Source organism: Mycobacterium sp. 1274756.6 (assembly GCF_001668625.1).
In the GTDB taxonomy this organism is placed as follows: Bacteria; Actinomycetota; Actinomycetes; order Mycobacteriales; family Mycobacteriaceae; genus Mycobacterium.
Genome location: NZ_LZLJ01000013.1, coordinates 1 through 22792, shown reverse-complemented (window position 1 = coordinate 22792; position 22792 = coordinate 1). Strand labels below are relative to the sequence as shown.

24 protein-coding genes are annotated in these 22792 nt (G+C 71.2%); 10 read left to right on the top strand and 14 right to left on the bottom strand.

What is annotated here, in order from left to right; all coding sequences use genetic code 11:
• Positions 1 to 51 precede the first annotated feature (51 nt).
• Both A5643_RS01605 and A5643_RS01600 read right to left on the bottom strand, forming a co-directional pair.
• Entirely contained in the window at positions 52 to 681 is a 630-nt protein-coding gene (locus A5643_RS01605) for a DUF4129 domain-containing protein (RefSeq protein WP_066851290.1), read from the bottom strand.
• A gap of 2 nt (positions 682 to 683) precedes the next feature.
• The gene (locus tag A5643_RS01600; protein WP_066851289.1) at positions 684 to 1946 is read right to left on the bottom strand and encodes a DUF7847 domain-containing protein; all 1263 of its coding nucleotides are present in this window, start codon (positions 1944 to 1946) and stop codon (positions 684 to 686) included.
• Positions 1947 to 2128: 182 nt separating this feature from the next.
• Between A5643_RS01600 and A5643_RS01595 the strand changes: the two genes are divergently transcribed.
• Both A5643_RS01595 and A5643_RS01590 read left to right on the top strand, forming a co-directional pair.
• Entirely contained in the window at positions 2129 to 2593 is a 465-nt protein-coding gene (locus tag A5643_RS01595) for a GatB/YqeY domain-containing protein (RefSeq protein WP_066851279.1), read from the top strand.
• A 51-nt stretch (positions 2594 to 2644) separates the two neighbouring features.
• Positions 2645 to 4441, top strand: a complete 1797-nt coding sequence (locus A5643_RS01590) for a glycoside hydrolase family 15 protein (RefSeq protein ID WP_066851278.1) — start codon at positions 2645 to 2647, stop codon at positions 4439 to 4441.
• Positions 4442 to 4444: 3 nt separating this feature from the next.
• On the opposite strand, the gene A5643_RS01585 is transcribed toward A5643_RS01590, so the two are convergent.
• The 5 genes from A5643_RS01585 to A5643_RS01565 form a co-directional block, all read right to left on the bottom strand.
• A complete protein-coding gene (locus A5643_RS01585; protein ID WP_066851277.1) occupies positions 4445 to 4750 on the bottom strand; it encodes a DUF2694 family protein in 306 nt (101 codons plus the stop codon).
• A gap of 10 nt (positions 4751 to 4760) precedes the next feature.
• The gene (locus A5643_RS01580; protein WP_066851276.1) at positions 4761 to 5096 is read right to left on the bottom strand and encodes an ESX-1 secretion-associated protein; all 336 of its coding nucleotides are present in this window, start codon (positions 5094 to 5096) and stop codon (positions 4761 to 4763) included.
• A 12-nt stretch (positions 5097 to 5108) separates the two neighbouring features.
• Entirely contained in the window at positions 5109 to 6551 is a 1443-nt protein-coding gene (locus tag A5643_RS01575; RefSeq protein WP_066851275.1) for a DUF4226 domain-containing protein, read from the bottom strand.
• 157 nt (positions 6552 to 6708) lie between these two features.
• Positions 6709 to 7503, bottom strand: a complete 795-nt coding sequence (locus A5643_RS01570; protein WP_066851274.1) for a C40 family peptidase — start codon at positions 7501 to 7503, stop codon at positions 6709 to 6711.
• Positions 7500 to 8261, bottom strand: a complete 762-nt coding sequence (locus A5643_RS01565) for a helix-turn-helix domain-containing protein (RefSeq protein ID WP_066851273.1) — start codon at positions 8259 to 8261, stop codon at positions 7500 to 7502. The genes A5643_RS01570 and A5643_RS01565 overlap by 4 nt, the downstream gene beginning before the upstream one ends.
• Before the next feature lie 144 nt (positions 8262 to 8405).
• Here A5643_RS01565 and A5643_RS01560 point away from each other — a divergent pair, with 144 nt between their 5' ends.
• The gene (locus A5643_RS01560) at positions 8406 to 8822 is read left to right on the top strand and encodes a WhiB family transcriptional regulator (protein ID WP_066851272.1); all 417 of its coding nucleotides are present in this window, start codon (positions 8406 to 8408) and stop codon (positions 8820 to 8822) included.
• Between the two features lie 9 nt (positions 8823 to 8831).
• Here A5643_RS01560 and A5643_RS01555 read toward each other — a convergent pair whose 3' ends face one another.
• Positions 8832 to 9446 carry a TetR/AcrR family transcriptional regulator gene (locus tag A5643_RS01555; protein WP_066851271.1) on the bottom strand — a complete coding sequence of 205 codons (615 nt, stop codon included), beginning with the start codon at positions 9444 to 9446 and terminating at the stop codon, positions 8832 to 8834.
• A 105-nt stretch (positions 9447 to 9551) separates the two neighbouring features.
• On the opposite strand from A5643_RS01555, the gene A5643_RS01550 reads away from it, so the two are divergent.
• The 6 genes from A5643_RS01550 (at position 9552) to A5643_RS01525 (ending at position 16123) form a co-directional block, all read left to right on the top strand.
• Positions 9552 to 10388 carry an oxygenase MpaB family protein gene (locus A5643_RS01550; protein WP_082948657.1) on the top strand — a complete coding sequence of 279 codons (837 nt, stop codon included), beginning with the start codon at positions 9552 to 9554 and terminating at the stop codon, positions 10386 to 10388.
• Positions 10389 to 10557: 169 nt separating this feature from the next.
• Entirely contained in the window at positions 10558 to 11745 is a 1188-nt protein-coding gene (gene doeB2, locus A5643_RS01545; protein WP_231995405.1) for a N(2)-acetyl-L-2,4-diaminobutanoate deacetylase DoeB2, read from the top strand.
• Between the two features lie 23 nt (positions 11746 to 11768).
• Entirely contained in the window at positions 11769 to 13034 is a 1266-nt protein-coding gene (locus A5643_RS01540) for an aspartate aminotransferase family protein (protein ID WP_066851270.1), read from the top strand.
• 14 nt (positions 13035 to 13048) lie between these two features.
• Positions 13049 to 14362, top strand: coding sequence for an ectoine hydrolase (gene doeA / locus A5643_RS01535; protein ID WP_231995404.1), 1314 nt, complete (start codon positions 13049 to 13051; stop codon positions 14360 to 14362).
• Positions 14359 to 15750, top strand: a complete 1392-nt coding sequence (locus A5643_RS01530; RefSeq protein ID WP_066851269.1) for an NAD-dependent succinate-semialdehyde dehydrogenase — start codon at positions 14359 to 14361, stop codon at positions 15748 to 15750. Before doeA ends, A5643_RS01530 begins: the two co-directional genes overlap by 4 nt.
• A gap of 46 nt (positions 15751 to 15796) precedes the next feature.
• Entirely contained in the window at positions 15797 to 16123 is a 327-nt protein-coding gene (locus A5643_RS01525) for a GNAT family N-acetyltransferase (RefSeq protein WP_066851268.1), read from the top strand.
• A gap of 12 nt (positions 16124 to 16135) precedes the next feature.
• Here A5643_RS01525 and A5643_RS01520 read toward each other — a convergent pair whose 3' ends face one another.
• The 6 genes from A5643_RS01520 to A5643_RS01500 form a co-directional block, all read right to left on the bottom strand.
• Positions 16136 to 17656, bottom strand: a complete 1521-nt coding sequence (locus tag A5643_RS01520; RefSeq protein ID WP_066851267.1) for a serine hydrolase domain-containing protein — start codon at positions 17654 to 17656, stop codon at positions 16136 to 16138.
• Positions 17657 to 17718: 62 nt separating this feature from the next.
• Positions 17719 to 18570 (bottom strand): SDR family oxidoreductase, encoded by an 852-nt coding sequence (locus A5643_RS01515; RefSeq protein WP_066851266.1) that lies wholly within the window; start codon positions 18568 to 18570, stop codon positions 17719 to 17721.
• A 44-nt stretch (positions 18571 to 18614) separates the two neighbouring features.
• Positions 18615 to 18773 (bottom strand): hypothetical protein, encoded by a 159-nt coding sequence (locus A5643_RS18365; protein WP_197497613.1) that lies wholly within the window; start codon positions 18771 to 18773, stop codon positions 18615 to 18617.
• A 29-nt stretch (positions 18774 to 18802) separates the two neighbouring features.
• Positions 18803 to 19627, bottom strand: coding sequence for an SDR family NAD(P)-dependent oxidoreductase (locus tag A5643_RS01510; protein WP_066851265.1), 825 nt, complete (start codon positions 19625 to 19627; stop codon positions 18803 to 18805).
• Positions 19624 to 20760 carry an MBL fold metallo-hydrolase gene (locus A5643_RS01505; protein ID WP_066851264.1) on the bottom strand — a complete coding sequence of 379 codons (1137 nt, stop codon included), beginning with the start codon at positions 20758 to 20760 and terminating at the stop codon, positions 19624 to 19626. Before A5643_RS01505 ends, A5643_RS01510 begins: the two co-directional genes overlap by 4 nt.
• A gap of 146 nt (positions 20761 to 20906) precedes the next feature.
• The gene (locus tag A5643_RS01500) at positions 20907 to 21680 is read right to left on the bottom strand and encodes an SDR family NAD(P)-dependent oxidoreductase (RefSeq protein WP_066851263.1); all 774 of its coding nucleotides are present in this window, start codon (positions 21678 to 21680) and stop codon (positions 20907 to 20909) included.
• Positions 21681 to 21793: 113 nt separating this feature from the next.
• Here A5643_RS01500 and A5643_RS17575 point away from each other — a divergent pair, with 113 nt between their 5' ends.
• Positions 21794 to 22669 (top strand): Rieske (2Fe-2S) protein, encoded by an 876-nt coding sequence (locus tag A5643_RS17575; RefSeq protein WP_197497612.1) that lies wholly within the window; start codon positions 21794 to 21796, stop codon positions 22667 to 22669.
• The last annotated feature ends 123 nt before the right edge of the window (positions 22670 to 22792 follow it).

Below are 22792 nucleotides of genomic sequence, written 5' to 3'. Positions count from 1 at the left end.
CCACGACGGCCCACAGCCAGGTGCTTGCGGACCGCCGCCGCGTGGGGGTGCTCACCGCGGCGCCAGCGCGGCAGCCGCCGGCACCGGGTGGGCCGGCACCTGGGCCCGCAACCGGTCGTCGAGGTCGGCGATCCGCCGGTAGCCGGCTTCGGTGCCCGGCCGCTCCCCGTAGGTCACGTCGTTGAACACGGCGGCGGCCCCGCTCAACTCGGCGGCGAGGCCGGGCAGCGCCGCGCCGGCGTCTCGGGCCAACTCGTTGGCGGTGCGCCCGGGCAGCGGCCGGAGGATTCCGCCTTCTTCCAGCCCCCGGGCGACCGCACGCAACCGCTGCCGGATGGCGGTGCCCCAGTCACCTTGCGCTGCAGCATGTTCGGCGGCGGCGCGGCATTCGGCGGCGCGGCGCCCGCCGACCTCGAACAGCGCGTGGTCGGTGCGTCCCGACCGGATCGTGTTGCGGGCCACCCGGATCGCGATGACCACCGCCACGGCCACCAGCACCGCGACCACGGCGACGGTGAACCCGGCTCCCGGGATCTCCGCCGTCCGCGCCAGCAGCCGGTCGACCACGTCGTCCAACCAATCGCTGAGCGACCGGCCGGACTCCTGCGCATAGATCGGTTTCGCCAGTTCGTGCTGGGCTTCGGTGTGCGCGGGATCGCGGTCGATATCGACGCCGGACACGGTCAGCGGGCCAGCCACAGGTTGTCGGTGGCTCCGGGTGCGGCCGGGCCGCTCGCGGCGCCGCTCTGCAACACCAGGTCGAACGCCTCGGCGCGGATGCGCCGGTCGGTGTAGAGCAGCACCGTCACCCCGCAGCGGAACGGCTGCACCACGATCTGCGCGACGATGCCGCCGATCGCCGCGACGATGACCGCGCCGATCGAGCCCGATGTGGACCCGAGGGTGCCACCGAACGCCAGCCCCAGCAGTCCGAAGGGGATGCCGATCGCGAATGCCACCACGCTGGTCACGATCGCGGTGAGTATGAGGATCCCCACGATGCGCCAAAAACTGTTCCGCACCAGGGCGAAGGACCGTTTCATCGCCTCGATGATGGGCTGCTGTTCCAGCACGATCACCACCGGCGCGAACACCAAGGCCACATAGAAGTAGATCAGCCCGGCCAGCGCGGCCAGCCCGAGCACCACGGCGAGCAGACCGGCCGCCGCCGACGAGGTGCCGATCGCGGCCCCGATCGCGGCGATCACCAAGCCGACGCCGAGTATCGCCACGATGACGATGAGCGCCTCCAGCAGCATCAGCCCGATCAGCGGCAGCAGCCGTCCGCGCACCTTCTCCCACGCCTCGCCGAGTGTGATGTCGGCGCCGAACACCGCGCGTCCGATGATCACGGTGAGCATGCCGACCAGGACGATGCCGCCGAGGGCGCTGATCGCCCCGGAGGCGAACTCGGCCAGGTAGGAGCCGCGCATGGCGCGCATCATTTCGTCGGGTGAGTCGGGGTCGCTGTTGATCATCGCGGAAAGCGGCCCCAAAGTGAGTAGGAGCCTCAGTAATTCGAGGATGATGACCACCGCGGCGGTCAGTCCCAGCACCGCTTTGGGGTGTTCCCGGATGTAGCCGACGGCGCCGTTGAAGATGTCGCCCAGCGTCAGCGGGCGCAGCGGGATGATGCCGGGTTTGAGGGCCGCGCCCGGCTGGGCGCCGGGGTAGCCCGGCGGCGGACCGTAGCCGGGCGGCGGGGTGGTGTATCCGGGCGGGCGACCGTAGCCGGGGGGCGCTCCGGTGTACCCGGGCGGCGCGCCGTAGCCCGGCGGGGGGCCGTAGCCGGGCGGCGGCGACCCCGGTGGCGGACCGTAACCCGCCGGTGGTCCGGGTGGCGGGCCGTAACCCGGCGGCGCCTCGGGCGGCGGACCGTAGCCGGGTGGCGGACCGTAGGCCGTCGTCTGCCCGTCCGGGTCGGGGCTGCCGCCCGGCGGGGTCAGCGTCGTCTTCTCCGGGTCCGGTTCGCCCGTGCCTTCGGGCGGTTGGGTGCTCACCTGCGGGGGTCCCAGTCAAAAATCATGGCCCTATCCTGTCGGCCCAAACCGCATTTCTCAACGGCGGGGCCGTCGTGTCGCGCATCCGCGCTCCCTCGCGAGGCGGGCACCGGCGTAGCGTCACTGCCATGAGCGAACTGAAGTCGCGGCTGCGCAGCGATCTCACCCAGGCGATGAAGACGCAGGACAAGTTGCGGACCGCCACCTTGCGGATGGCGCTCGCGGCGATCCAGGCCGAGGAGGTCGCCGGCAAGCAACCCCGCGAACTCTCCGACGACGAGGTGCTCAAGCTGCTCGGCCGGGAGTCCCGGAAACGGGCCGAGGCCGCGGAGGTCTACACCCAGAACGGCCGCGGCGAACTCGCCGCCCAGGAACATGCCGAGGCACGGATTCTCGACGAGTACCTGCCGACCCCGCTCACCGAGGGCGAGTTGGCCGACGTCGTCGACACCGCCCTGGCGCAGGTCGCCGAGGACTTGGGGGAGCGGCCCACCGTCAAACAGATGGGTCTGGTGATGAAGGCCGCCACCGCGATCGCCGCGGGCAAGGCCGACGGCGCGCGGCTCGCAGCGGCGGTGAAATCGCGCCTCTGACCGCATCCGCGCGCACGGCGTCCGTACCGACGACGGGAGAGTGATCGGTAGATGGTGTCCGCCCCCATCGAGGACTATGCCCTGCTGGGTGATCTGCACACCGCCGCGCTGCTCGGCCGGGACGGCAGCATCGACTGGTTGTGCCTGCCCCGCTTCGACTCCGGCGCCTGCTTCGCCGCCCTGCTGCACGACGAGTCGGCGGGCCGCTGGCGGCTGGCTCCGGCCGCCGGAGGCCCGGCCACCCGGCGCGGGTACCGCGGCGAAACCCTGATCGTCGAGACCGAGTGGGACGCCCCCGATGGGTCGGTCCGGGTCATCGACTTCATGCCGCCGCGGGGCCACAGCGCCGATGTGGTGCGCATCGTCGAGGGCCGCAGCGGGCGGGTGCCGATGCGCATGGATCTGACCATCCGATTCGACTACGGCAACGTGGTGCCCTGGGTCCGCCGCAACGCGGGCGGGCTCATCGCCGTCGCCGGGCCGGACACCTTGTGTCTGAACACACCGGTCGACATCCACGGCGATCACCTCAGCACCGTCGCCGAGTTCACGGTGACCGCCGGCGACCGGGTGCCGTTCGTATTGACCCATGTGTCCTCCCACCTGGTGGCCGACGCCGTTCAGGCCAAGGCCGAGAACGCGTTGCGCAAGACCGAGGCGTTCTGGCAGCAGTGGATCGGCCAATGCACCTACCGCGGCGAATGGGGGGCCGAGGTGCGCCGGGCGCTGATCACCCTCAAGGCCCTCACCTACGCCCCGACCGGCGGCATCGTCGCCGCGGCCACCACCTCGCTGCCCGAATCGCCGGGCGGCGTGCGCAATTGGGATTACCGCTACTGTTGGCTGCGCGACGCGACGTTCACCCTGCAGGCGCTGCTGGGCACCGGATATGTCGGCGAAGCCCGTGCCTGGCGGGAATGGTTGGTCCGGGCAGTGGCGGGGGATCCGGCGAAGCTGCAGATCATGTACGGCCTCGACGGCACCCGCCGGCTTCCCGAGCAGACCCTGGACTGGCTATCCGGCTATCGCGGCTCCGCGCCGGTACGGGTGGGTAACGAGGCGGTAGGCCAATTCCAGCTCGACGTGTGGGGTGAGGTGCTCGACGGGCTCAACCTTGCCCTGGATTGCGGGTTGGAGAGCGAGGACACCGCTTGGGATATCCAACGCGCGCTGCTCGACTTCCTCGAAGGGCATTGGGACCAGCCCGATTCCAGTCTGTGGGAGGTCCGCGGCCCGCAGCGGCATTTCGTGCACTCGAAGGTGATGGCCTGGGCCGGCGTGGACCGCGCGGTGCACGCGGTGGAGACGCACGGGCTGGACGGGCCGGCGCAGCGCTGGCGGGCGCTGGCCGACCGCATCCACGCCGACGTCTGCAGCAACGGCTTCGACGCGCAGCGCAACACCTTCACCCAGTCCTACGGAGCACCCGGACTCGACGCGGCCCTGCTGCTGATCCCGCGGGTCGGTTTCCTGCCGTGGTCGGACCCGCGAGTCATCGGCACCGTCGATGCCGTCCGGGCCGAACTGGACAACAACGGCTTCCTGTTGCGTTACCGCACCGACGAGGTCGACGACGGGCTGCCCGGCACGGAGGGCGCCTTCCTGGTGTGTACGTTCTGGCTCGCCGACGCGCTCAGCGGGATCGGCCGCCACGACGAGGCGCATGCGCTGTTCACCCGGCTGCTGGGGCTGCGCAACGACGTCGGGCTGCTCAGCGAGGAATACGACCCGGCGCACCGCTGCCAGCTGGGCAACACCCCGCAGGCGTTCTCGATGGTGGGTTTGGTCAACACCGCGCGGCAGCTGAGCGGCGCGTCCACCCAGACCCGCCATCCCGACCGGCACTGACCGTCACACCGCCCCGGTCGGCAGCCGGTGCGCCAGCAGCTTGTCGACGGCGACGGTGAGGTCGTCGGCGGTGGGAACCTGTGCCGACGGGGTGTGGCCGGCGGCGACGATCTCGGCGCGCACCTGCAGCAGGGCCTTGAGGTGGGAGACGTCGGCGGCCAACAGGATCGCCTCGGCCAGCTGCGCCGCCTCGCCGCCCATGATCTCCTCGCCGAGCGCCACGCTGTGCAGGTAGCCGCCGCGGCAGGAGCGGAACAGGATCTGTCCGCTGGGGTGGACGGCGTCGAAGTCCGGGTTCGGTGCGGTCATCGCCGGGGGGTCACGGGGCGGCAGTGGTCGGGTCGGCGCCGTCGGCCAGCGCCTGGAAGCGTCGGGCGGCGTCCTGTTCGTGCTGGGTCCACAGGTCGGCGACCGCGTCGAGGTTGGCCGCCAGGTCGGCGTGCGCACCGGCCTGGCGTTCGTAGCACTGCTTTCGCTGCTCGAGCAGCTCGCGGCCGGCTTCGGCCAGGTCGGCGAAGATCGGGCCGAGCGAGTCGAGGCTGGCTTGGATCGCGGGGTGCGTGGACGGCACGGCGCGCAGTGTTTCGGCGGTCTGGCGGTGGTGGCCGGCGACGTCGCGCAGTTCCGCGGGCACCACCTGGATTTGCTCTACCATGGGGTCTCCTCCTTAACCACCCGTGGTCGCCGGTCGGGTCGGCGTCGGCGCATCGGCGGGGGGCGGCACGGTGGGGGTCGCCCCCGGGCCCGGCGGATGCTCCCAGCCTAGAAAGCTCGGTCCGGCAACGGAAGTGCTCTGTTGAATCTGGCCGTTAAAGATCGCCTTGGCGTTGCCCAGTGCCAGCGCGTGCCGGTCGGTGAACATGCCGATGTCGCCCGGTTCGAGCCGGGCCGGGTCGAGGGGTTCGGGCACCGCGGTGCCCGGCGGTGGGATCGCGATGCCGTGGTGCTGGAAGGCCTCGGCGATCGGGGTGCCCGCCGCGGCCTCGGTGATGACCGCGGCCAGTTGGGGGTTGGCGGCGGTGACGGTGTCGCCGGTCGGCAAGGTCACCGTGGTGGGTCCGGCCGGTGCCGGGTCAGCGGTGGCGTCATCGGGCGGGTCGGCGTCCGGTTCCTCCGGTGTCGCGTCGGGCTCATCCGGCATGGGCAGGGCGTCGTCGAGTAGGTCGTCTTCGGGGTCGTGGTCGGTGTGTCGCGACCGGTGATCCGTCCCCGCCGCGGAGAGCAGGTCGGCCAGCGGCAGGCCCGCCGAAGGCGACGCACCGAAACCGGGTGGGGCGCCGAGAATCGGCAGCGGTGCGGCCGGCGCCGCCGGTGCGGTGGGCGGCGGGGCTTGCGGCGGTGCCGGCGCGGCGGGCGGGAGTGCGCCGTAGGCACCCGGGTAGTCATCGGGGTAGTCGGGCAGGTCGGCCGGCGCGAGGAGGTCGGGCTGGGCGGCGGCCGGTGGGGCCGGCGCCGGCTGCGGAGCCGTCGGCGTGTTGTCGCCGGGGTTCGCCGGGGGCTGCTCGGTGGGGTCGCGCCCCGCGGCGTAGAGCGATTTCCAGGCGGTCATCAGCGCGCGGTAGGAGGCCTCGTCGAGGTTGGCCTGATGCAGCACCGACTCGATCTCGCCGAGTTTGCCGATGAGGAATCGCTGGAAGTCGCGGGCGCCGGCCGGCGTGTCCAGGTCGGTGCGCCGGCGCACCGCGTCGTCGATCTCGCGTTGCAGCTTCTCCAGGGTGCCGGCGCTGCTGTCGGCTTTCCGGTGCGCACCGCGGACGGCGGCGATGACCAGCAGGTCCAACCGGGCGGCCGCGGTGGCCTGGCGGGCGAGGTCGTCTTCGTGCTCGCGTCCGGCGTCGGCGGTGTCACCCTCCTGCCGGGGCGGGTCGGGCCCGTTGTCGCCGGTGCCCTTGGGCGACGGGGTGATCGGGGTGCCGGTGTCCGGGTCGAACAGGGCCGGGAAGGCCCGGTGGATCTTGGTGAGCAGCGCGTCGAGGTGCGCCGGGATGCCGCCGCCGGGCATCGCCAGGCTGAGCTCCACCAGATCGGCCGGCGCCAGCCCGGCCATCACGTCGCCCGTGCAGGAGCGCACGTGTTCCATGGCCGCGAGAACCTGCTCAACCGTCGCCATGCCGCTAAGCCATTCCGCTAAGCCCTCTGCTAGACCATCTGCCAGGTCGTCTGTTTCGGGCTTCTGCGCAGGACCCGGTCCGCGCCGACCCCGTCATGGGCTGACGGTACCCACGCCGGTCACGGCCAACAATTCACCACAGGCGCAGCGCCCAGGATCAGGTGGGCCGGCGGATCTGCACGTGTGCCCCCAGCGGGGCGATGCGTACCGGCGCCCCCGGATGGGACGCCTCGACCACCCGGTCGTGGCCGATGGCCAGTTGGACGTGGCCGGGGTGCGGGAACACCAGATCGCCGGCGCGCACCTGTGCGCGGGGCACCGGCACGCCGTCGGCGAGCTGTTGGTAGGTGGTGCGGTCCAAGCCCACGCCGGCCCGGGCGTAGGCCCACTGGACCAGCCCGGAGCAGTCGAAGCTGTCCGGGCCGGTGGCGCCCCAGACGTAGGGCCGGCCCAGTCGGGACAGCGCGGCGCGCACCGCTGCCGCGGCGCGGCTGCTCGGCCGGGCGAAGCCGCGCCGGCGTCGACGCCGCATGCGGTAACGCAGAGCGCGCAGGGCCGCGGCGTGCCGTTGCGCCCGCCGCTGGGCGAGCGCGACATGCCGGTGCTGGGTGCGCAGCCGCGCCGCGCGGCGGCGCAGCGCCTCCCGCTGCGCCAGCGCGGTGTCCGGTGGGGGTGTCGCATCGGCGAGGGCCGCGTCGACCACCTCCCGGGTCCGGGTGCGCGCGTGGTCGTGGTCTTGCGCCGCTTGCCGCATCGTCTCGCCGAGGACGGCGTCGGTGCGCTGCGCGACCGCCAGGGCCCGGCCGGCGCGGTGAGCGGCCAGCCGGTATGCGTCCACCCCGGCCGGGGCGCCCGTCGCCGGCCCGGCGACCGGGTCGGGAACACGGGTGCTGATCGGCGCGGCGAACAGCTCGTGGGCGCGACGCAGCAGCGCGACCTCGGTGCCGCTCACGGTCGGCTCCCACCGTCGGTGATCGCGGCGGTGAATCCCGTGACCCGGGGCAGCGCCTCGGCGGGGACCGTGCCGCCGGACCGGATCTGCCAGAGCTGCTCGGCGTCGATGCCGAGCAGGGCCGCGATCACCGAGTCGGGCAGCCCGGACAGCCGGCAGGCCCGGTCGAACCGTGCGCCCAAACTGGCGGGCAAGCGGTCCAGTAGCGCCTTGCGCGTCGTTTCGAGGGTGCGCAGGTGGCCCAGCAACGGGCCGGCCGGGTCGGCGCCGGCGTTGACCGCGACCCGCCAGGAGTGGGCGGCCAACAGCTCGGCTTTCACGCACTGCGTGATCACAGAACGAATATACGTCTCATATTCGTTTGATGTGGACGGCGGCAGCCGGGCGATCACGGCGTTGAGTGCGTCGATCTGCGCTTCGGCATAGCCTTCGAGCACAGCGGTGTCGCCGCTGCGGTCGACGACCACCGGATCGCGTGCGGTCGCTGCCGCCGCCGCGGGCTTGGGTGCCGAGGCGACGAGTCGGGCGAGTTCGGCGTCGGGGTCCTCGGCCACCACCAGCCGGGTGTAGGTGCCCGGCGGCAGGCCAAGCCCGTTCTCCACCTTGTGAATTGTGCTCTTGTGGGGTTTGCGGGTGCCGCGCTCCAGGTAGCTGAGCCCCATCACGCTGACGCCGGTGGCATTCGCCAGATCGGCCAGCGACCAGTCCCGCGACTCCCGCAGGGCGCGCAACGCCGCGCCTGCGGTTTCGCGGCTCATCGCGCGGCTCCGGCCATGGCCCGGATGCTACCCAACGACCACCGACAATCGAGAAAAATATATGCTTTTGTATTCGTTTGGCTTGCACGCGGCCGGTGTGCGCTCTACGCTTTTCTCCATGTTTTATCGGTGAGGAGGCGGCTCATGACCTACCCCTGCTCGACGAACCCGGACCTGTGGTTCGGCTACGCCGATGACGACGACGGCGACGGAGCCGCCAAAGCCCGGGCCTACGAACGCTCGGCCGCCCGGGCCCGCCTGCTGTGCCTACGCCGCTGCCCGCTCGCCCAGCAGCGCCGCTGCGCCCGCTACGCCGTCGAGCACGGCGAGGAGTACGGGGTGTGGGCCGGCGTCAAGCTTCCCGGCGGCCAGTACCGCAAGCGCGGCGAGCTCGGCCGGGCCCACGCCGTTCTGCGCCGGATCGCCGCCGGCGAGATCAACCCGCGCCAGCTGCCCGAGAACGCGACGCTGCTGGCCAGCCGGCCCGCCGAGCCACTCGTGCCGACCGCCACGGTGTTCCACCTGTCCGGCGCCCCGGCCGGTCCGCAGTCCGCGGCCTGAGCCGAGGACTCAGCCGCGGATCAGCGGCACCAGCACCGATTCGGCGAAGCCGCGCATCTCGGGTTCGGTCCGGGTCGCCGGCGGACCGTCGGGGGTGAGCAACATCGACTGGGTCAGCCGGGCCAGCAGCCCGCACAGCGCCGCGATCTGATCCGGGTCGGTGCTGCCGCCGGATCGCTCGCGGACCTGCACAATCCGGCTCGCCAGGTACTGCGCGGACAGGTCGAGCACGCTTCCCGCACCGACCGTCAGCGCCCGCAACGTCTCGTCCTGGTCGACCGCCAGCAGCTGGCGCAGCAGCGGATTGTCGCGCAGCGTCGTCTGGGTGATGACGAACAGCCGCACGATGTAGCCGTCGATGTCGTCGTCGATCGCCCCGACCCCGGCGTCGATCGCGGTGAGCACCCGGCCGGCCTCGTAGAGGAAGGCCGCGCTCACGATGTCGTGCTTGGTGCCCAGGCGCCGGTAGAGCGTGGCGCGGTTGACCCCGGCCCGGCGCGCGATGTCGTCGGTGCTGGTGCGCCGCACCCCGGTGAAGGCGAACTGTTCCAGCGCGGCCTCCAACAACGGCGCGTCGTCGCCGTGCGCCTCGTTGAGCTGCGCGAGCAGCGGGTCGGGGGCCATCACGGTCAAACCTAGCGACCGGCACCCTTGCCCATCAACGCACAACGTTGCAATAATTGATGTTGTTTCGTTGCATCGATGGCGCTGCACCCGTGAGGAGTCCCCATGACTGCCCAATTGGCCGACCGCGCACCCGCAGCCGGGCTGCCCGACGTCGATGAGGACGGCTTCGGGCTGGCCGACTTCGTCGGTGAGTTCTTCGTGCTGCTCGGCGCGGGCGCCACCGTCTTTCTGCAGATGGCCGAGCCGGGGGTGGGCCACGGCGTCGCCAACCACAGCGACACCCTGCACCGGCCGCTCGAGCGGCTGCGCACCACGATGGCCTACGTCTATGCCGTGACGATGGGCACCCCGGAGGAGAAGCGGGCCATCGTCCGGCTGGTCAACAAGGCTCACGTGCCGGTCCGCTCCGAGACCTACAACGCGTTCGACCCCGAGCTGCAGCTGTGGGTGGCGGCCACCCTGTACAAGAACGGCGCCGACCTGTACGCGCGGTTCTTCGGCGAACCGGATGCGGAGACCGCCGACCGGATCTACCGCCAGTCGGCGATCTACGGCACCGCCCTGCAGGTCAAGCCCGACATGTGGCCCGCCACCCGCACGGAGTTCGAGCAGTACTGGCAACGCAAGCTCACCACCCTCAGCGTCGACGACCAGGTGCGCGCTTACATCCACGCGCTGCTGCGCGGCGGCGACTCCCCGTTGCCGGTCAAGGCGCTGCTGCCGCTGAACCGGTTCGTCACCACCGGGCTCCTGCCCGACCACCTCCGCGAGGACCTCCGGCTGTCCTGGGGACCGCTCCGCCAGCGCGGCTTCGACCTGTTCATGACCGTGGTCCCGCCGGTCTACCGGCTGGTGCCCGGCCCGATCCGCCGGCTGCCCTCCACCTACTACCTGTGGGACATGCGCCGCCGGCTGCGGTCGGGACGCGGCTTCCTCTGACCCGGGGGCCGCGGTCCGCCCGCGGCAGGCGGTGGGATCGGCCGACGTCACGGGGCGTTCACCGGGCGGGGCCCAGCCATCCGGCGTAGGTTTGGGCCAGAGGTTTGGCCGTCGACCGAGATGGGCTCCGATCCGAGGAGGTCCGATCACCACTTCCTGGCCCGAGACCGTGGCACAGGCGCAAGAACTCCGCCGCGCACTGCACCGCCGCCCCGAAATCGCCTGGACGGAGCACGCCACCGCCGCCACGGTGCGCGACATCCTCGACACCGCCGGCATCCCGCGCCGGGACTGCGCGCAGACCGGCACGGTCGGGGTGCTGGCCCCGCACGCACCCGGGCGGCACGTGGCGCTGCGGGCCGACCTCGACGGGTTGCCGATCACCGAACAGACCGGCCTGCCGTACGCCTCCGAACACGCCGGGCTGATGCACGCCTGCGGGCACGACGGGCACACCGCGACCCTGATCGCCGTCGCGCGTTGGCTCAAATCCCGGGAGGGCACCCTGCCCGGGCCGGTGACCCTGCTGTTCCAGCCGGCCGAGGAAGGCGGTCACGGCGCCGCCCGCATGATCGACGACGGCTGCCTCGGCCCGCCGCTCGGCAACCCCGCGGGCCGCCCCGTCGACGTGGTGTTCGGCTGGCACAACTGGCCGGCGCTGCCGTTGGGCCGCGCACTCTGCCCGGACGGCCCCGTGATGGCCGCCAACGGCACCTTCCGGGTGGAGCTGCACGGCCGGGGCGGGCACGCCTCCCAACCGGAGAACACCCGCGACCCGGTGCTCGCCGCCGCGGCGGTCACCGTCGCGCTGCAGCAGGTGGTCGCCCGCCGGCTCGCGCCGCAACAGGCCGCGGTGCTGGCGGTGACCTCCCTGCAGGCCGAGTCGGCGCCCACGGTCACCCCGGACACCGCCGCGCTCGGCGGCAGCATCCGGGTGCCCGACCTGCGGGTGCGCGACCGGGTGTTCGAGGCGATCACCCAGATCGCCACCGACACCGCCGCCGCCCACGGTGTCCGCGCCGACGTGCAGACCTTCTCCCGCTACGGCGCCACGGTGAACCACCCCGGGCCCGCGGCCGAGATGCGCGCCGCCCTGACCGGCGTCTTCGGCGACGACTGGTCCCGCCACCGGGTGGTCGCACCGGTGATGGCCTCCGAGGACTTCAGCTACTACCTGCAGGCGGTGCCCGGCGCCTTCGCGCTGGTCGGGGGTGGACCCGCCGAACCGGGGGAGGCGCCGCCGCTGCACAACGCGCGCTACGACTTCAACGACGCCCTGATCGATCCGGTCGCCCGGCTGCTGATCGGCATGGCCTGCGGCACCGACGGGAAGACGACCGCCAAGAACCCCCGCTAGGGACACCACCGAGGAGGAGATGGATGGATATCACCGCGTTCGAGAACTACGAGTCCGAAGTCCGGTCTTACTGCCGGGCGTTTCCCGCCGTTTTCGCGTCGGCCTCCAACGCCCGGTTGACCGACGAGGACGGCCGCTCCTACCTCGACTTCTTCGCCGGCGCCGGGGTGCTCAACTTCGGGCACAACGATCCGCGGATGAAGCAGGCCCTCATCGACTTCCTGCAGGCCGACGGCGTCGCGCACAGCCTCGACCTGCACACCACGACCAAACGCGAGTTCCTCACCCGCTTCCACGACGTGGTGCTGGCGCCGCGCGGCATGGACTACCGGATGCAGTTCACCGGGCCGACCGGCACCAACGCGGTGGAGGCGGCGCTCAAGCTGGCCCGGCTGGTGACCGGCCGCCGGGAAGTGGTGGCGTTCAGCCACGGCTTCCACGGCATGACGCTGGGGTCACTGGCGGCCACCGGCAACGACGCGTTCCGCCGCTGGGCCGGGGTGCCGTTGCGCGACATCGTGCGCCTGCCCTACGAGACCGCGCCCGGCGGCAAGAACGCGCTGGCCGACTACGCCGCCGCGCTGGCCGACCCGTCCAGCGGCATCACCGCGCCCGCCGCCTTCCTCGTCGAGGTGATCCAGGCCGAGGGCGGGGTGAACGTGGCCAGCGCGGAGTGGCTGCGCCAGGTGCAGGAACTGGCCCGTGAAACCGGCGCGTTGCTGGTCATCGATGACATCCAGGCCGGGGTGGGCCGCACCGGTAGCTACTTCAGCTTCGACGGCATGGGCATCGACCCCGACATCATCACGCTGGCCAAGGGCCTCGGCGGCTACGGCACGCCGATCGCGGTGTGCCTGAACAAGCCCGAGCACGACGCGCACTGGGCGCCCGGCGCGCACACCGGGACCTTCCGGGGGCAGGGCCTGTCGATGGTCGCCGGGACGGTGGCGCTGGACTACTTCGCCGACGACACGCTGATGACCCAGGTGGCCGCCAAGGGCGAGACGATGCAGGCCGCGCTGACCGCGATCACCAAGGCGCACCCCGACCGCGACTGGGAGGTGCGCGGCCGCGGCATGCTGCTGGGCCTGGATGTCGGGGACGGCGAGCTGGCCAAACGCGTGCAGCAGTCCTGCTTCGAGCAGGGCCTGCTGATCGGGCCGTGCGGCTCCGGCGGCCGGGTGCTCAAACTCATTCCGCCGCTGACGATTCCCGAGGACGACCTGACGCAGGGACTGGACATCCTGACCGGCGCGGTCGGGCAGGCAGCGGGGGCACCGGCATCATGAGATACCGCGACGACATGACCTTCGAGCCGGCCGAGTACGAACGGCGGCTCACCGAACTCCGTGAGCGCATGGAACGCAGGAAACTCGACGCGGTGGTCATCACCGACCCCGAGAACCTGATGTATCTCACCGAGTACCAGACCACCGGCTACTCGTTCTTCCAGGCGCTGGTGGTCCCGCTTGACGCCGAACCGGTGATGATCACCCGCGCGATGGAGGAGTCCAACGTGATCGCGCGGACCTGGGTGGAACGCACCCGGCCCTACCCCGACACCGGCGACGCCATCCAGGAGTTGGTCCTGGCGTTGCGGCAGAACAAACTCGGCGACAAGCGGGTCGGCTACGAACGCAACAGCTACTTCTTCCCGGCCTACCAGCAGGACCGCATCCACACGTCGTTCCAGCAGGGCGTGCTGATGGACTGCTTCGGCATCGTCGAGGCAGGCCGGGCCCGCAAGTCCGACGCCGAGATCGAGGTGATGCGCCGGGCGGCCAAGGCCGCGGAGGCCGGCATGACGGCCGGTCTGGCCGCGGCGGTGCCCGGCAACACCGAGAACGAGGTGGCCGCGGCCATCAGCGCGGCGATGTTCCGTGCCGGCGGCGAATTCCCCGCGGTGATGCCGTATGTGGCGTCGGGCCCGCGCTCGATGATCGGGCACGCCACCTGGGAGGGCCGCACCATCGAGCCCGGCGAGCACGTGTTCCTGGAGGTGGGCGGCTGCTACCGGCGCTACCACACCGCGCTGATGCGCACCGCGGTCAACGGCGAGCTCAGCGACTCGATGTATCAGGCTCAGGAACGGATGAAGTTGGCGTTGGCCGAGTTGCGGTCCCTGATGGGGCCCGGGATGACCGTCTCCGACGCCGACTCCATCGTGCGGCGGGTCATCTCCGACAACACCGTCGGCGCCCGGCTGGTCACCCGATCGGGGTACTCCATCGGGATCGCGTTCCCGCCGTCCTGGGACGAGGGCTACATCCTGAGCCTGAACCCCGGCGACTTCACCGCCCTCGAGCCGGGAATGACCTTCCACGTCATCCCGTGGATGTGGGGCGTCGACGGCGACAAGACCGTCGGCATCTCCGACACCCTGCGGATCACCGAGCACGGCTGCGAGTCCTTCTTCGAGCTCGAGGAGGATTTCACCGTCCACGGCGACAGCACCGCCACCGGGCTGGCGGGTGCGGTCTCGGTGGTGCCGATGGACGCCGACGGCGACGGGCAGGCCGACCCGGTGACCGCCGGCAGCGACGGCCACGCCGACCGTGCGAGCAGCGCAGAGTCCACCGATCCCGTGGCCGCCGACAAATCCCTGGAGGCGAAATGACTCAGACCGCGACGACCACCCTGACCGCGACCGACCCGAGCACCGGCGCCGTGGTGCGGGAGGTGCCGGCCGCCTCCGCGGCCGAGATCGATCAGACACTCGCCCGCGCCGAGGCCGCGTTCCGCTCGTGGCGGCGCACCGAGTTCGCCGAGCGGGCCGAGCTGCTGCGTGCCGTTGCCGCCGAGTTACGCAGGCGCAGCGAGGATTTCGCGTTGCTGATGACCGAGGAGATGGGCAAGCCGATCGGGGAGGCCCGCGGCGAAGTGGAGAAGGCGGCCTGGGCCGCCGAGCACTACGCGCAGTTCGGCGCGGAGTACCTGCGCACCGACCACATCGACTCCGATGCCACCCGCAGCTACGTCCAGTACCTGCCGCTGGGTCCGGTGCTGGGCATCCTGCCGTGGAACGCGCCGTTCTGGCTGGCGTTCCGGTTCTGCGCGCCCGCGCTGATGGCCGGCAATACCGCGGTGCTCAAACCGGATCCGCACGTGCCGGGCTGCGGCCTGGCGATCGCGGAAGCGTTCGACGCGGTCGGCGCGCCCGACGGGGTGTTCCAGACGCTGCTGGCGGCCACCCCGGATGTCGAGGGCGTGATCCGCGACCCGCGGATCCGGGCGGTGTCGTTCACCGGGTCGGACCGGGCGGGTGCGGCGGTGGCGGCGGTGGCCGCCAGCGAGATCAAGCCCGCGGTGCTGGAGTTGGGCGGCTCGGACCCGTCGATCGTGTTGGCCGACGCGGACCTGACCGCCGCGGCCGACGTGATCGTCTTGTCCCGGATCATCAACGCCGGCCAGTCCTGCATCGCCGCGAAACGCATCATCGTCGAACGTGCGGTGTACGAGGACTTTCTCGGTCTGCTCCGTGAGCGGTTCGCCGCACTGACGGTCGGCGACCCCCGTGACGAAAGCGTCAAGGTGGGCCCGATCGCCCGCGCCGACCTGCGCGACAACCTGCACCGGCAGGTGACCGAGACCGTCGAGGCCGGCGCCGAGTGCCTGCTCGGCGGTGAGCTGCCCGCCGGGCCGGGCTTCTTCTACCCGGTCACGTTGCTCGCCGGGGTGACCCCGGGGATGACGGCCTGCGCGGAGGAGACGTTCGGGCCGGTCGCCGCCGTGCTGGCCGTCGATGATCTGGAGCAGGCGCTGGCGGTGGCCAACGACACCCCCTACGGGTTGGCCGCGAGCGTGTGGACCACCCCCGAGCGGGGGGAGGCGCTGGCCCGGGAGTTGGAGACCGGGCAGGTCGCGGTCAACGGGATCGTCAAAACCGATCCGCGGCTGCCCAGCGGCGGGGTGAAGCGGTCCGGCTACGGCCGCGAGCTGGGGCCGCACGGCATCCACGAGTTCGTCAACGCCCAGCAGGTGTGGGTGGGCCCGAAGCGGGACTGATCCGCAGTCTCGACGAAGGTCCCAATCGATTGGAGGAAGACACGTCATGACCGACGCCGACATCACCACAGTGAACAAAAACGATCGCTTCGAGATCCACGTCGACGGGCAGCGCGCCGGCCGGGCCGACTACGTCGACACCGACGGGCAGCGCATCTTTCACCACACCAAGGTCGACGACGAGTTCGCCGGACAGGGGCTGGCCGGCAAGCTGATCGCCGCGGCGCTGCAGAAGACCCGGGCGGCGGGCAAACGCGTCGTGCCGGTCTGCTCGTTCGTCGCGTCCTACCTGGACAAGCACGACGAGTACCGCGACATCGTCGACCCGGTCACCGAGCAGGCGCGTGCGGCGGTGGAAGCCGACGCCGGCTGACCGGGTGGCGCCTCAGCTGCCGTAGAGGTGCAGGGCGCGGGCGGCCACGGTGGCGATGTCGCCGCTGAGGCTGGAGATCGGTGGGCCGCCCGGCTGGTGGATGACGTTGGCGAGGACGACCACGTAGGTGTCCGAGCCGGGATCGATCCACAGTGTCACGCCGGTGAACCCGGTATGGCCGATGCTGCCGATCGGGAAGATCAGGCCGCGCGGCATGGAGTGCAGGGTGTCGATGTCCCAGCCCAGGCTGCGCAGCGGTTGCCCGGGGACCGCGGGGTAGCTGGGCGCCAACAGCGGATCGGCGCGGTCGGGGGTGCTGGCGATCGCGGCGCGGGTGGCGGTGTTGGCCGCCTCCAGTTGCGCCGGGTCGTGGCCGGGTTGTTGCGGCGAGGCCATCAGCTGTGCGGTGGCCGGCGCCAGCGGGAACGCGCTGGGGCGTCCGGCGAGGCGATCCAGCAGGGCTTGCGCGTAGCGGCCGACGTCGGTGACCGTGGCGAACACCCCGGCGCTGCCCGCGACCCCGCCCATGCGCCGCGCCGTCGGGTCGTGCACGGTGCCGCGCAGCAGCTGCCCGAAATCGGGGTTGATGCCGGGGGTGTCGCCGTCGTGGGCGGTGGGGGCGATGCGGGCGAGCAGGTCAGTGCTCCAACCGTCGGCCGGGCAGGGCGAGTTCGCCTCGGCATGCGGGTCCGGTGCGAGCGCGTTGCCGCGGATGCGGTGTGGCCCACAGGCTTTCGCGACCGGCAGGTAGCGGGTCTCGGTCATGCCCAGCGGGCCGAACACATGGTCGTGCACGTAGCGATCCAGCGGTTCGCCGGTGAGGCGCTCGACCATCTCCCCGAGCAGGATGAAGTTGATGTCGGAGTAGTGGAAGCCCGCACCGGGCGGGAACTCGAACGTCGAGGTGAACGCCCGGTGCAGGCCGGCCGCCTTGTCCGGGGCGGCCAGCCCCCACGGGCCCTGGTGGCTCAGATCGCCGCCCAGCCCCGAGCTGTGGGTCAACAGCATCCGCAGCGTCACCCCGGCGCGTTCGGGATCGTCGGCCGGGTTGAACTCCGGCAGGTAGGTCTGGACGGCGTCGTCGATGCCGAGCCGGCCGCGCTCGTGGAGCTGCAGCACCGCGACGGTGGTCGCCAGGCTTTTCGTCAGCGACGCCAGGTCGAAGATGGTGTCCTCGGTCATCGGCTCCGCCGGTGCGGGGGCCCCGTCGAGGCCCGGTTCGCCGGGCAGCTTGCGGTCCCCGAACGCCCGGCGGTAGGCGATCGTGCCGGCGTGGCCCACCTGGACGACCGCACCGGGTAGCCGGTGGGCGGCGATCGCGTTCTCGACCAGCCCGGCGATGGGGTAGAAGGCCGGGTTGGGCGCCACGCTGGGCAGAGGTGGGGGCGGCGCCGTGGTCAGCCGTGTCGTGGGGGGCAGGGCGGTCTGCGGTGGCGGCGCGGCGACCGGGGCGCACGCCGGGCCGACCGCGATGGCGACCGCCGCGGCCGCGCAGGCGCAGATCCGGGCAGCCCGCGCTGGCGACACCTTCACCGGGTCGACGGTAGTCGGGCCGGTCGGGCAGTGTCAGGAAGTGGTGCCGATTACCGGCCGCCTCACGGCGCGCGCGTCTCCGGTTCCAGGTCGTAGGCGGCCTGGACGGTTTCGAGGCGTTCGCCGCGACCGTCGGTCACCTTGCGGTCCCACACCGCGGCGCGCTGCTGGCGGACGTCGTCGATGTCGGATTCGGGGACGACGTTGCGGTACTTGTCGCTCTCGCCAGTGACCACCGCGACCGTGGTGCGATACACCGGCTCGGGGTCGTGCTGTTTGGAGGCGAACGCCAGTTGGGAGTAGTCGAAGAGGCGGGTGGCCGGGTCGTCTTCCCAGCTTTGCCAGGTGTCGAGCATTCGGTCGTTGAACCCGGTCAGGAAGGAGCCCGGGTTGACGGTCGCCACCTCGACGTTGAACTCGGCGAGCTCCTGGTGCATCGTTTCGGCGATGGCCTCGATCGCGAACTTGGAGGCGGCGTAGGCGCCGCCGAACGGGTCGATGATCATTCCCGAGGTCGAGGACATGAAGACGATCTTGCCGCTGCGGCGGGCGGCCATCTTCTTGGCGATGGCCTGGGTGAGCAGCACCGGGCCGATCACGTTGACTTCGAATTGGTGGCGCAGATTCGCGGCGGGGATGTCCACCATGGCGCCGCCCTCGGCGACGCCGGCGTTGTTGACCAGAACGTCGACGTCCCACTGGGCCGCTTTGCGGCGGTCGCCGGGATGGGTCACGTCGAGCTTCTCCGGGCGCAGCTGAACGCCGCGCTGCTCGGCTTGCTGTTCGAGCTGCCACACCTGCGGATAGATCTCCACCCCGGCGATGACGTCGAGGCCGCGCTCGGCGAGCCGTAACGCGACCTCGTTGCCGAACCCGGTGCCCGCACCGGTTACCAGGACCGTCTTGTCAGCCATGTGCGACGGGTACCCACCCGAGCCGTCCCGAAAAGCGGCGCCGGTCAGGGGTTGCCGGTGGTGAACGACTCCAGCTGCAGCGCTGCGGCCTCCAGCTGGGAGCGGATTGCCGCCATATCTGCATCGCCGCGGTCGATCGCTTGCATCGTCGACCGCAGCTCGCGGGCGGTTCGTGCTATGTCTGCGGGATCGAAATCAGCCATAGCCCTCGGCTACCCGCTGCCCGGCCCGCTCAATCCGGGTTACGCGGTCCCCCGGTGGCCGCGAGCTTGCGTTGGCTGCGCCGCCCCTGGGCCACCACGAGCGGGAGCGCGCGAAGACCGAACCGCGGAAACAGTTCACCCAGGCGCACCACGACTCCGCGCCACCACGGCACGGCCGTCACCGGCCGCGGCTTGTCCAAGATGGTGGCGATCCGTTCGACGATCTCGTCGGGCTGCAACAGCTTGCCCGAGAACGACAGCGCTGAGGCCGGGTCGTCGAGTTTGTCGTAGAGCATCGGCGTCCACATCCCGTCCGGGCACACGCACGAGATGTCGATGTTCTTCACCGCGGCCAACCGCAGGTCCGACAGGGTGCTGAGGCTGAAGCCGATCACCGCGTGTTTCGTCGCGGCGTAGATCGCCTCACCGGGCACCGGGCCGATGCCGGCCAGCGACGCGATGTTGATGATGTGCCCGCCGCCGGATCGCATCGGCTCGATCGCACCCAGGGTCCCGTTGATGGTGCCGACCGCGTTGACGTCGATCATCAGCTGCCGGGTTTTCGCGTCTTGCTCCCAGGCCGGGCCGGTCTTCAGCACACCGGCGTTGTTGACCCAGACCGCCAGCCGCCCCGCGCGGGCGACGATGTCCTCGCAGGCCGCGTCGACCTGCGCCGGGTCACTGACATCCAGCACGCGGGCGGTGGCGTTGCGGCCCAGTTCCGCGGCGGTGGCTTCGGCCGCCTCGCCGTCGACATCGGTGACCAGCACCTGATAGCCGCGCTGGACCAGCAGGCGGGCGATCTTTTGGCCCAGACCTCTGCCGGCGCCGGTGACCACCGCGCCGCCGCTCACTTCAGGCCCGCCTGGATCTCGCCGTACTTCAGTCCGCCGTGCCAGTACGTCGGCACCACCGGCCAGAACAGTTTCCAGGGCACCAGCTCGCTGGAGGACTGGATCTGCAGCCACCGCGGGTCCTTCGGGTCCCGATCGGCCATGGTCTTCTCCTTGATCATGGAGTCGTACTGGTCGAGGGAGTCTTCGAGCGTATTGGCGTTCGGGCAGATCTCGCGGCCGTAGTCCTGGGCGTAACGGCGCACGCCCGGGATCTTGGACAGCTCGGGCTGCCAGTTGTCCAAACAGATCCCGTTCTCCGAGGACACCCAGACCCCGTCGGGGGTGTTGACGACCAGGGAGTGGTTGCCGTCGGTGTGCCCGGGGGTCCACATCAAAGCGATTCCCGGGCCGAGCTCGATGTCGGTGTCGAAGGTGATGAATTTGTTCATGTCGACGCCGTCGAGTCCGCGCTCGACATACCACGCCCACTGCATCGGGTGCAGCGACTGCAGGGTCGCCAGCTCCCGCTCGTGCACGAGCATCGGCGCGTCGCCGAAGGCCGGCGAGCGGGGTGCGGTCTCGCCTTCGATGACCTTCGACGAGCCGAGGATGATGCGCGGATCCTGCACGTGCAGATGGTCGAAGGTGCAGAAGTCGACATCGTGTGGACTCAAGCCGACCTCGGCGAGGTGCTCGTCGGGGTCCTTGTAGGACTTCTGCAGCAGCCGGTCGACCAGTTGGCGGATGCCCGGGAGCCTGCCCGCTTTGGCCACGATGTTTTCGTAGAACGGGGCTTCGGCAGAGCCTTTCGGCGCCGTGGGCTCGAACACCAGGGTGCGCGGCCGGCCGTCCCAGTCGTCGTACTGCACTACAACCATGCGGTTCATGAACAGGATCATCGGTAGGTGCGGGACGTTCACGGCGCTGTTGAAGCCGAAAGTGACCGGGTACGGCGCCAGGGTGATGTCGATCGATTGCACCGCACGCACCTGCCCCTGTGCTTTAAACCGGGCCTTGTAGGCCAGCGCCGCCTCGCGCACCGCGCGCAGGCGCTCACCGCGCGGCCAGACGTCGTGCACGCCATCGAACTCGGGGATGGGGCGGGCGCCGATCTCTGTATACGGCACGCCGCCGGTAACCGTGTTTGCCACCGTGGTCTCCTTCTCCGTCGAGCTGTTGGCCCGACCGTAGCGCCGTCAGACTGCCTCCGGCGTCTTTCCGTGACATACCCAATCGGGTTCGGACCGACACCCACGCCGGCGGCGCGACCGCCCGGCGCGGCTACCGACGGTGCCGATTACCGGCGGGGGCGGGCGCCCACCCGATCCATCGCGGCTTTGACCGGGTCGGGCAGCAGGCGCAGCACGATGCCGGTGAGTTTGGTGATCGGCGACGCGGCCACCACCTGACGATCGCCGCGCATCAACGCGTGGAAGCCCTGCTCGGCGACGGCGGCCGGGTCTTCGGTGCGGTGCCGCGACAGCAGGGTGTTCTCCATGCCGGCGCGGCGGAAGAAGTCGGTGTCGGTGGGGCCGGGCATCAGGCTGGTCACCGTCACGCCGGTGTTGCGCAGTTCGTCTTGCAGCGCGGCGGCCAACGATTGGATGAACGCCTTCGACGCGCCGTAGATGGCCTGATAAGACCCCGGCATCATCGCCACGATCGAGGAGGTGAACAGCAGCTTGCCGGTGTCCCGGCGGGCCATGTCGCGCAGGATGAGTTTGGCCAGCACCACCGTGCCGCGCACGTTGAGGTCGATGACCGACAGGTCGTCTTCGAGGTCGCTGTGGACGAAGTCGGGGCTGGAGGCGACCCCGGCGTTGAGCGCCGCGGCGTCGAGGGAGCGGCCGCCTTCGGTGGCGCGGCGATACAACTCCTCGACGCCCGCGCGGGTGCGCAGGTCGACCTGCACGGGCACGACGTCGGTGGCGGTTTCGGCGAGCCGCTCGGCGGCGGCGTGGATACCGTCGTCCTCGGCGGCGATCACCAGGTCATAGCCGTGCCGGGCGAACTGGGTGGCCAGCTCGGCGCCGATTCCGCTGGAGGCGCCGGTGATCAATGCGAGTCCCATGCTCCGGGGTTACCTCCGGGCCGGGCGGGTCAAACGGGCGGGCCGGTTTGTGCGGTTGCGCGGTCGGGTATCGCAGCAGGACGAAGCAGCTCCGCGACATGAGGGGTTTCACTGTGGCGATCTCGGCAGTGGTCAAATCAGCGGTCGGTGTGCTCGAGCGAGCCGACGTCCTGGATCGGCCGGCGCAGGCGCTGGCCGCCAAGATCCGCGGGTTGCTCAGCAATCCTTCGGCCAAAGACGCCATCAGCGGCACGCCGCTGGGCCACCCGGTGCATCCGCCGTTGACCGACCTGGCGATCGGCACGTTCTTCTCCGCCTCGCTGCTGGACTTGCTGCTGCCGCGGGCCGGGGCGCCCGCCGCACGACGGCTGCTCACCATCGGGATCGCCGCGTCCCTGCCCACCGCCCTCACCGGCTTCAGCGACTGGGCCGACACCGAGCTCTCCGATGTGCGGGTGCGCCGGGTCGGCCTGATCCACGCCACCGCGAATCTGGTTGCGGTGGCGCTGTATTCGTCGTCGCTGGCGGCGCGCCGCCGCCGGTCGAAGGCCGCGGGAACGCTGCTCGCCCTGGCGGGGGCGGGCACGCTGGGCAGCAGCGGCTACCTGGGCGGGCACCTGACCTACGCCCGCGGTGTCGGAGTCGACCAGACGGTCTTCGATCCCGGGCCCGAGGAGTGGACCACCGCGTGCAGCGTGGCCGAGCTGACCGAGGGGCGGCTGCACTCCGTCGACGTCGACGGCACTCCGGTGTTGCTGGTGCGTCAGCCCGAACGGATCTACGCCATCCACGACCGCTGCAGCCACCGCGGTTGCTCGTTGAGTGACGGCGAGCTGGGCGGTCGGGTGATCACCTGCCCGTGTCACGGCTCGCGTTTCGACATTCGCGACGGCGGGTTGCTGCAGGGCCCGGCCACCGTCGGTCAGCCCGCGTTCGATGTCCAGGAGACCGACGGGCAGGTCCGGATTCGGCGGACGACGCGGCATTAGCCGCTCCGCCTTGGGGTCGCCTCGGTCTACCTCAGTCCTGCTCCGGCGGTGGGTCGGTGTCGCCGTGGAGGAGTTCGTCGGGGTGGTGGGCGTGGTTGGTTTGGGGTGGGTGGGTGCCGTCGG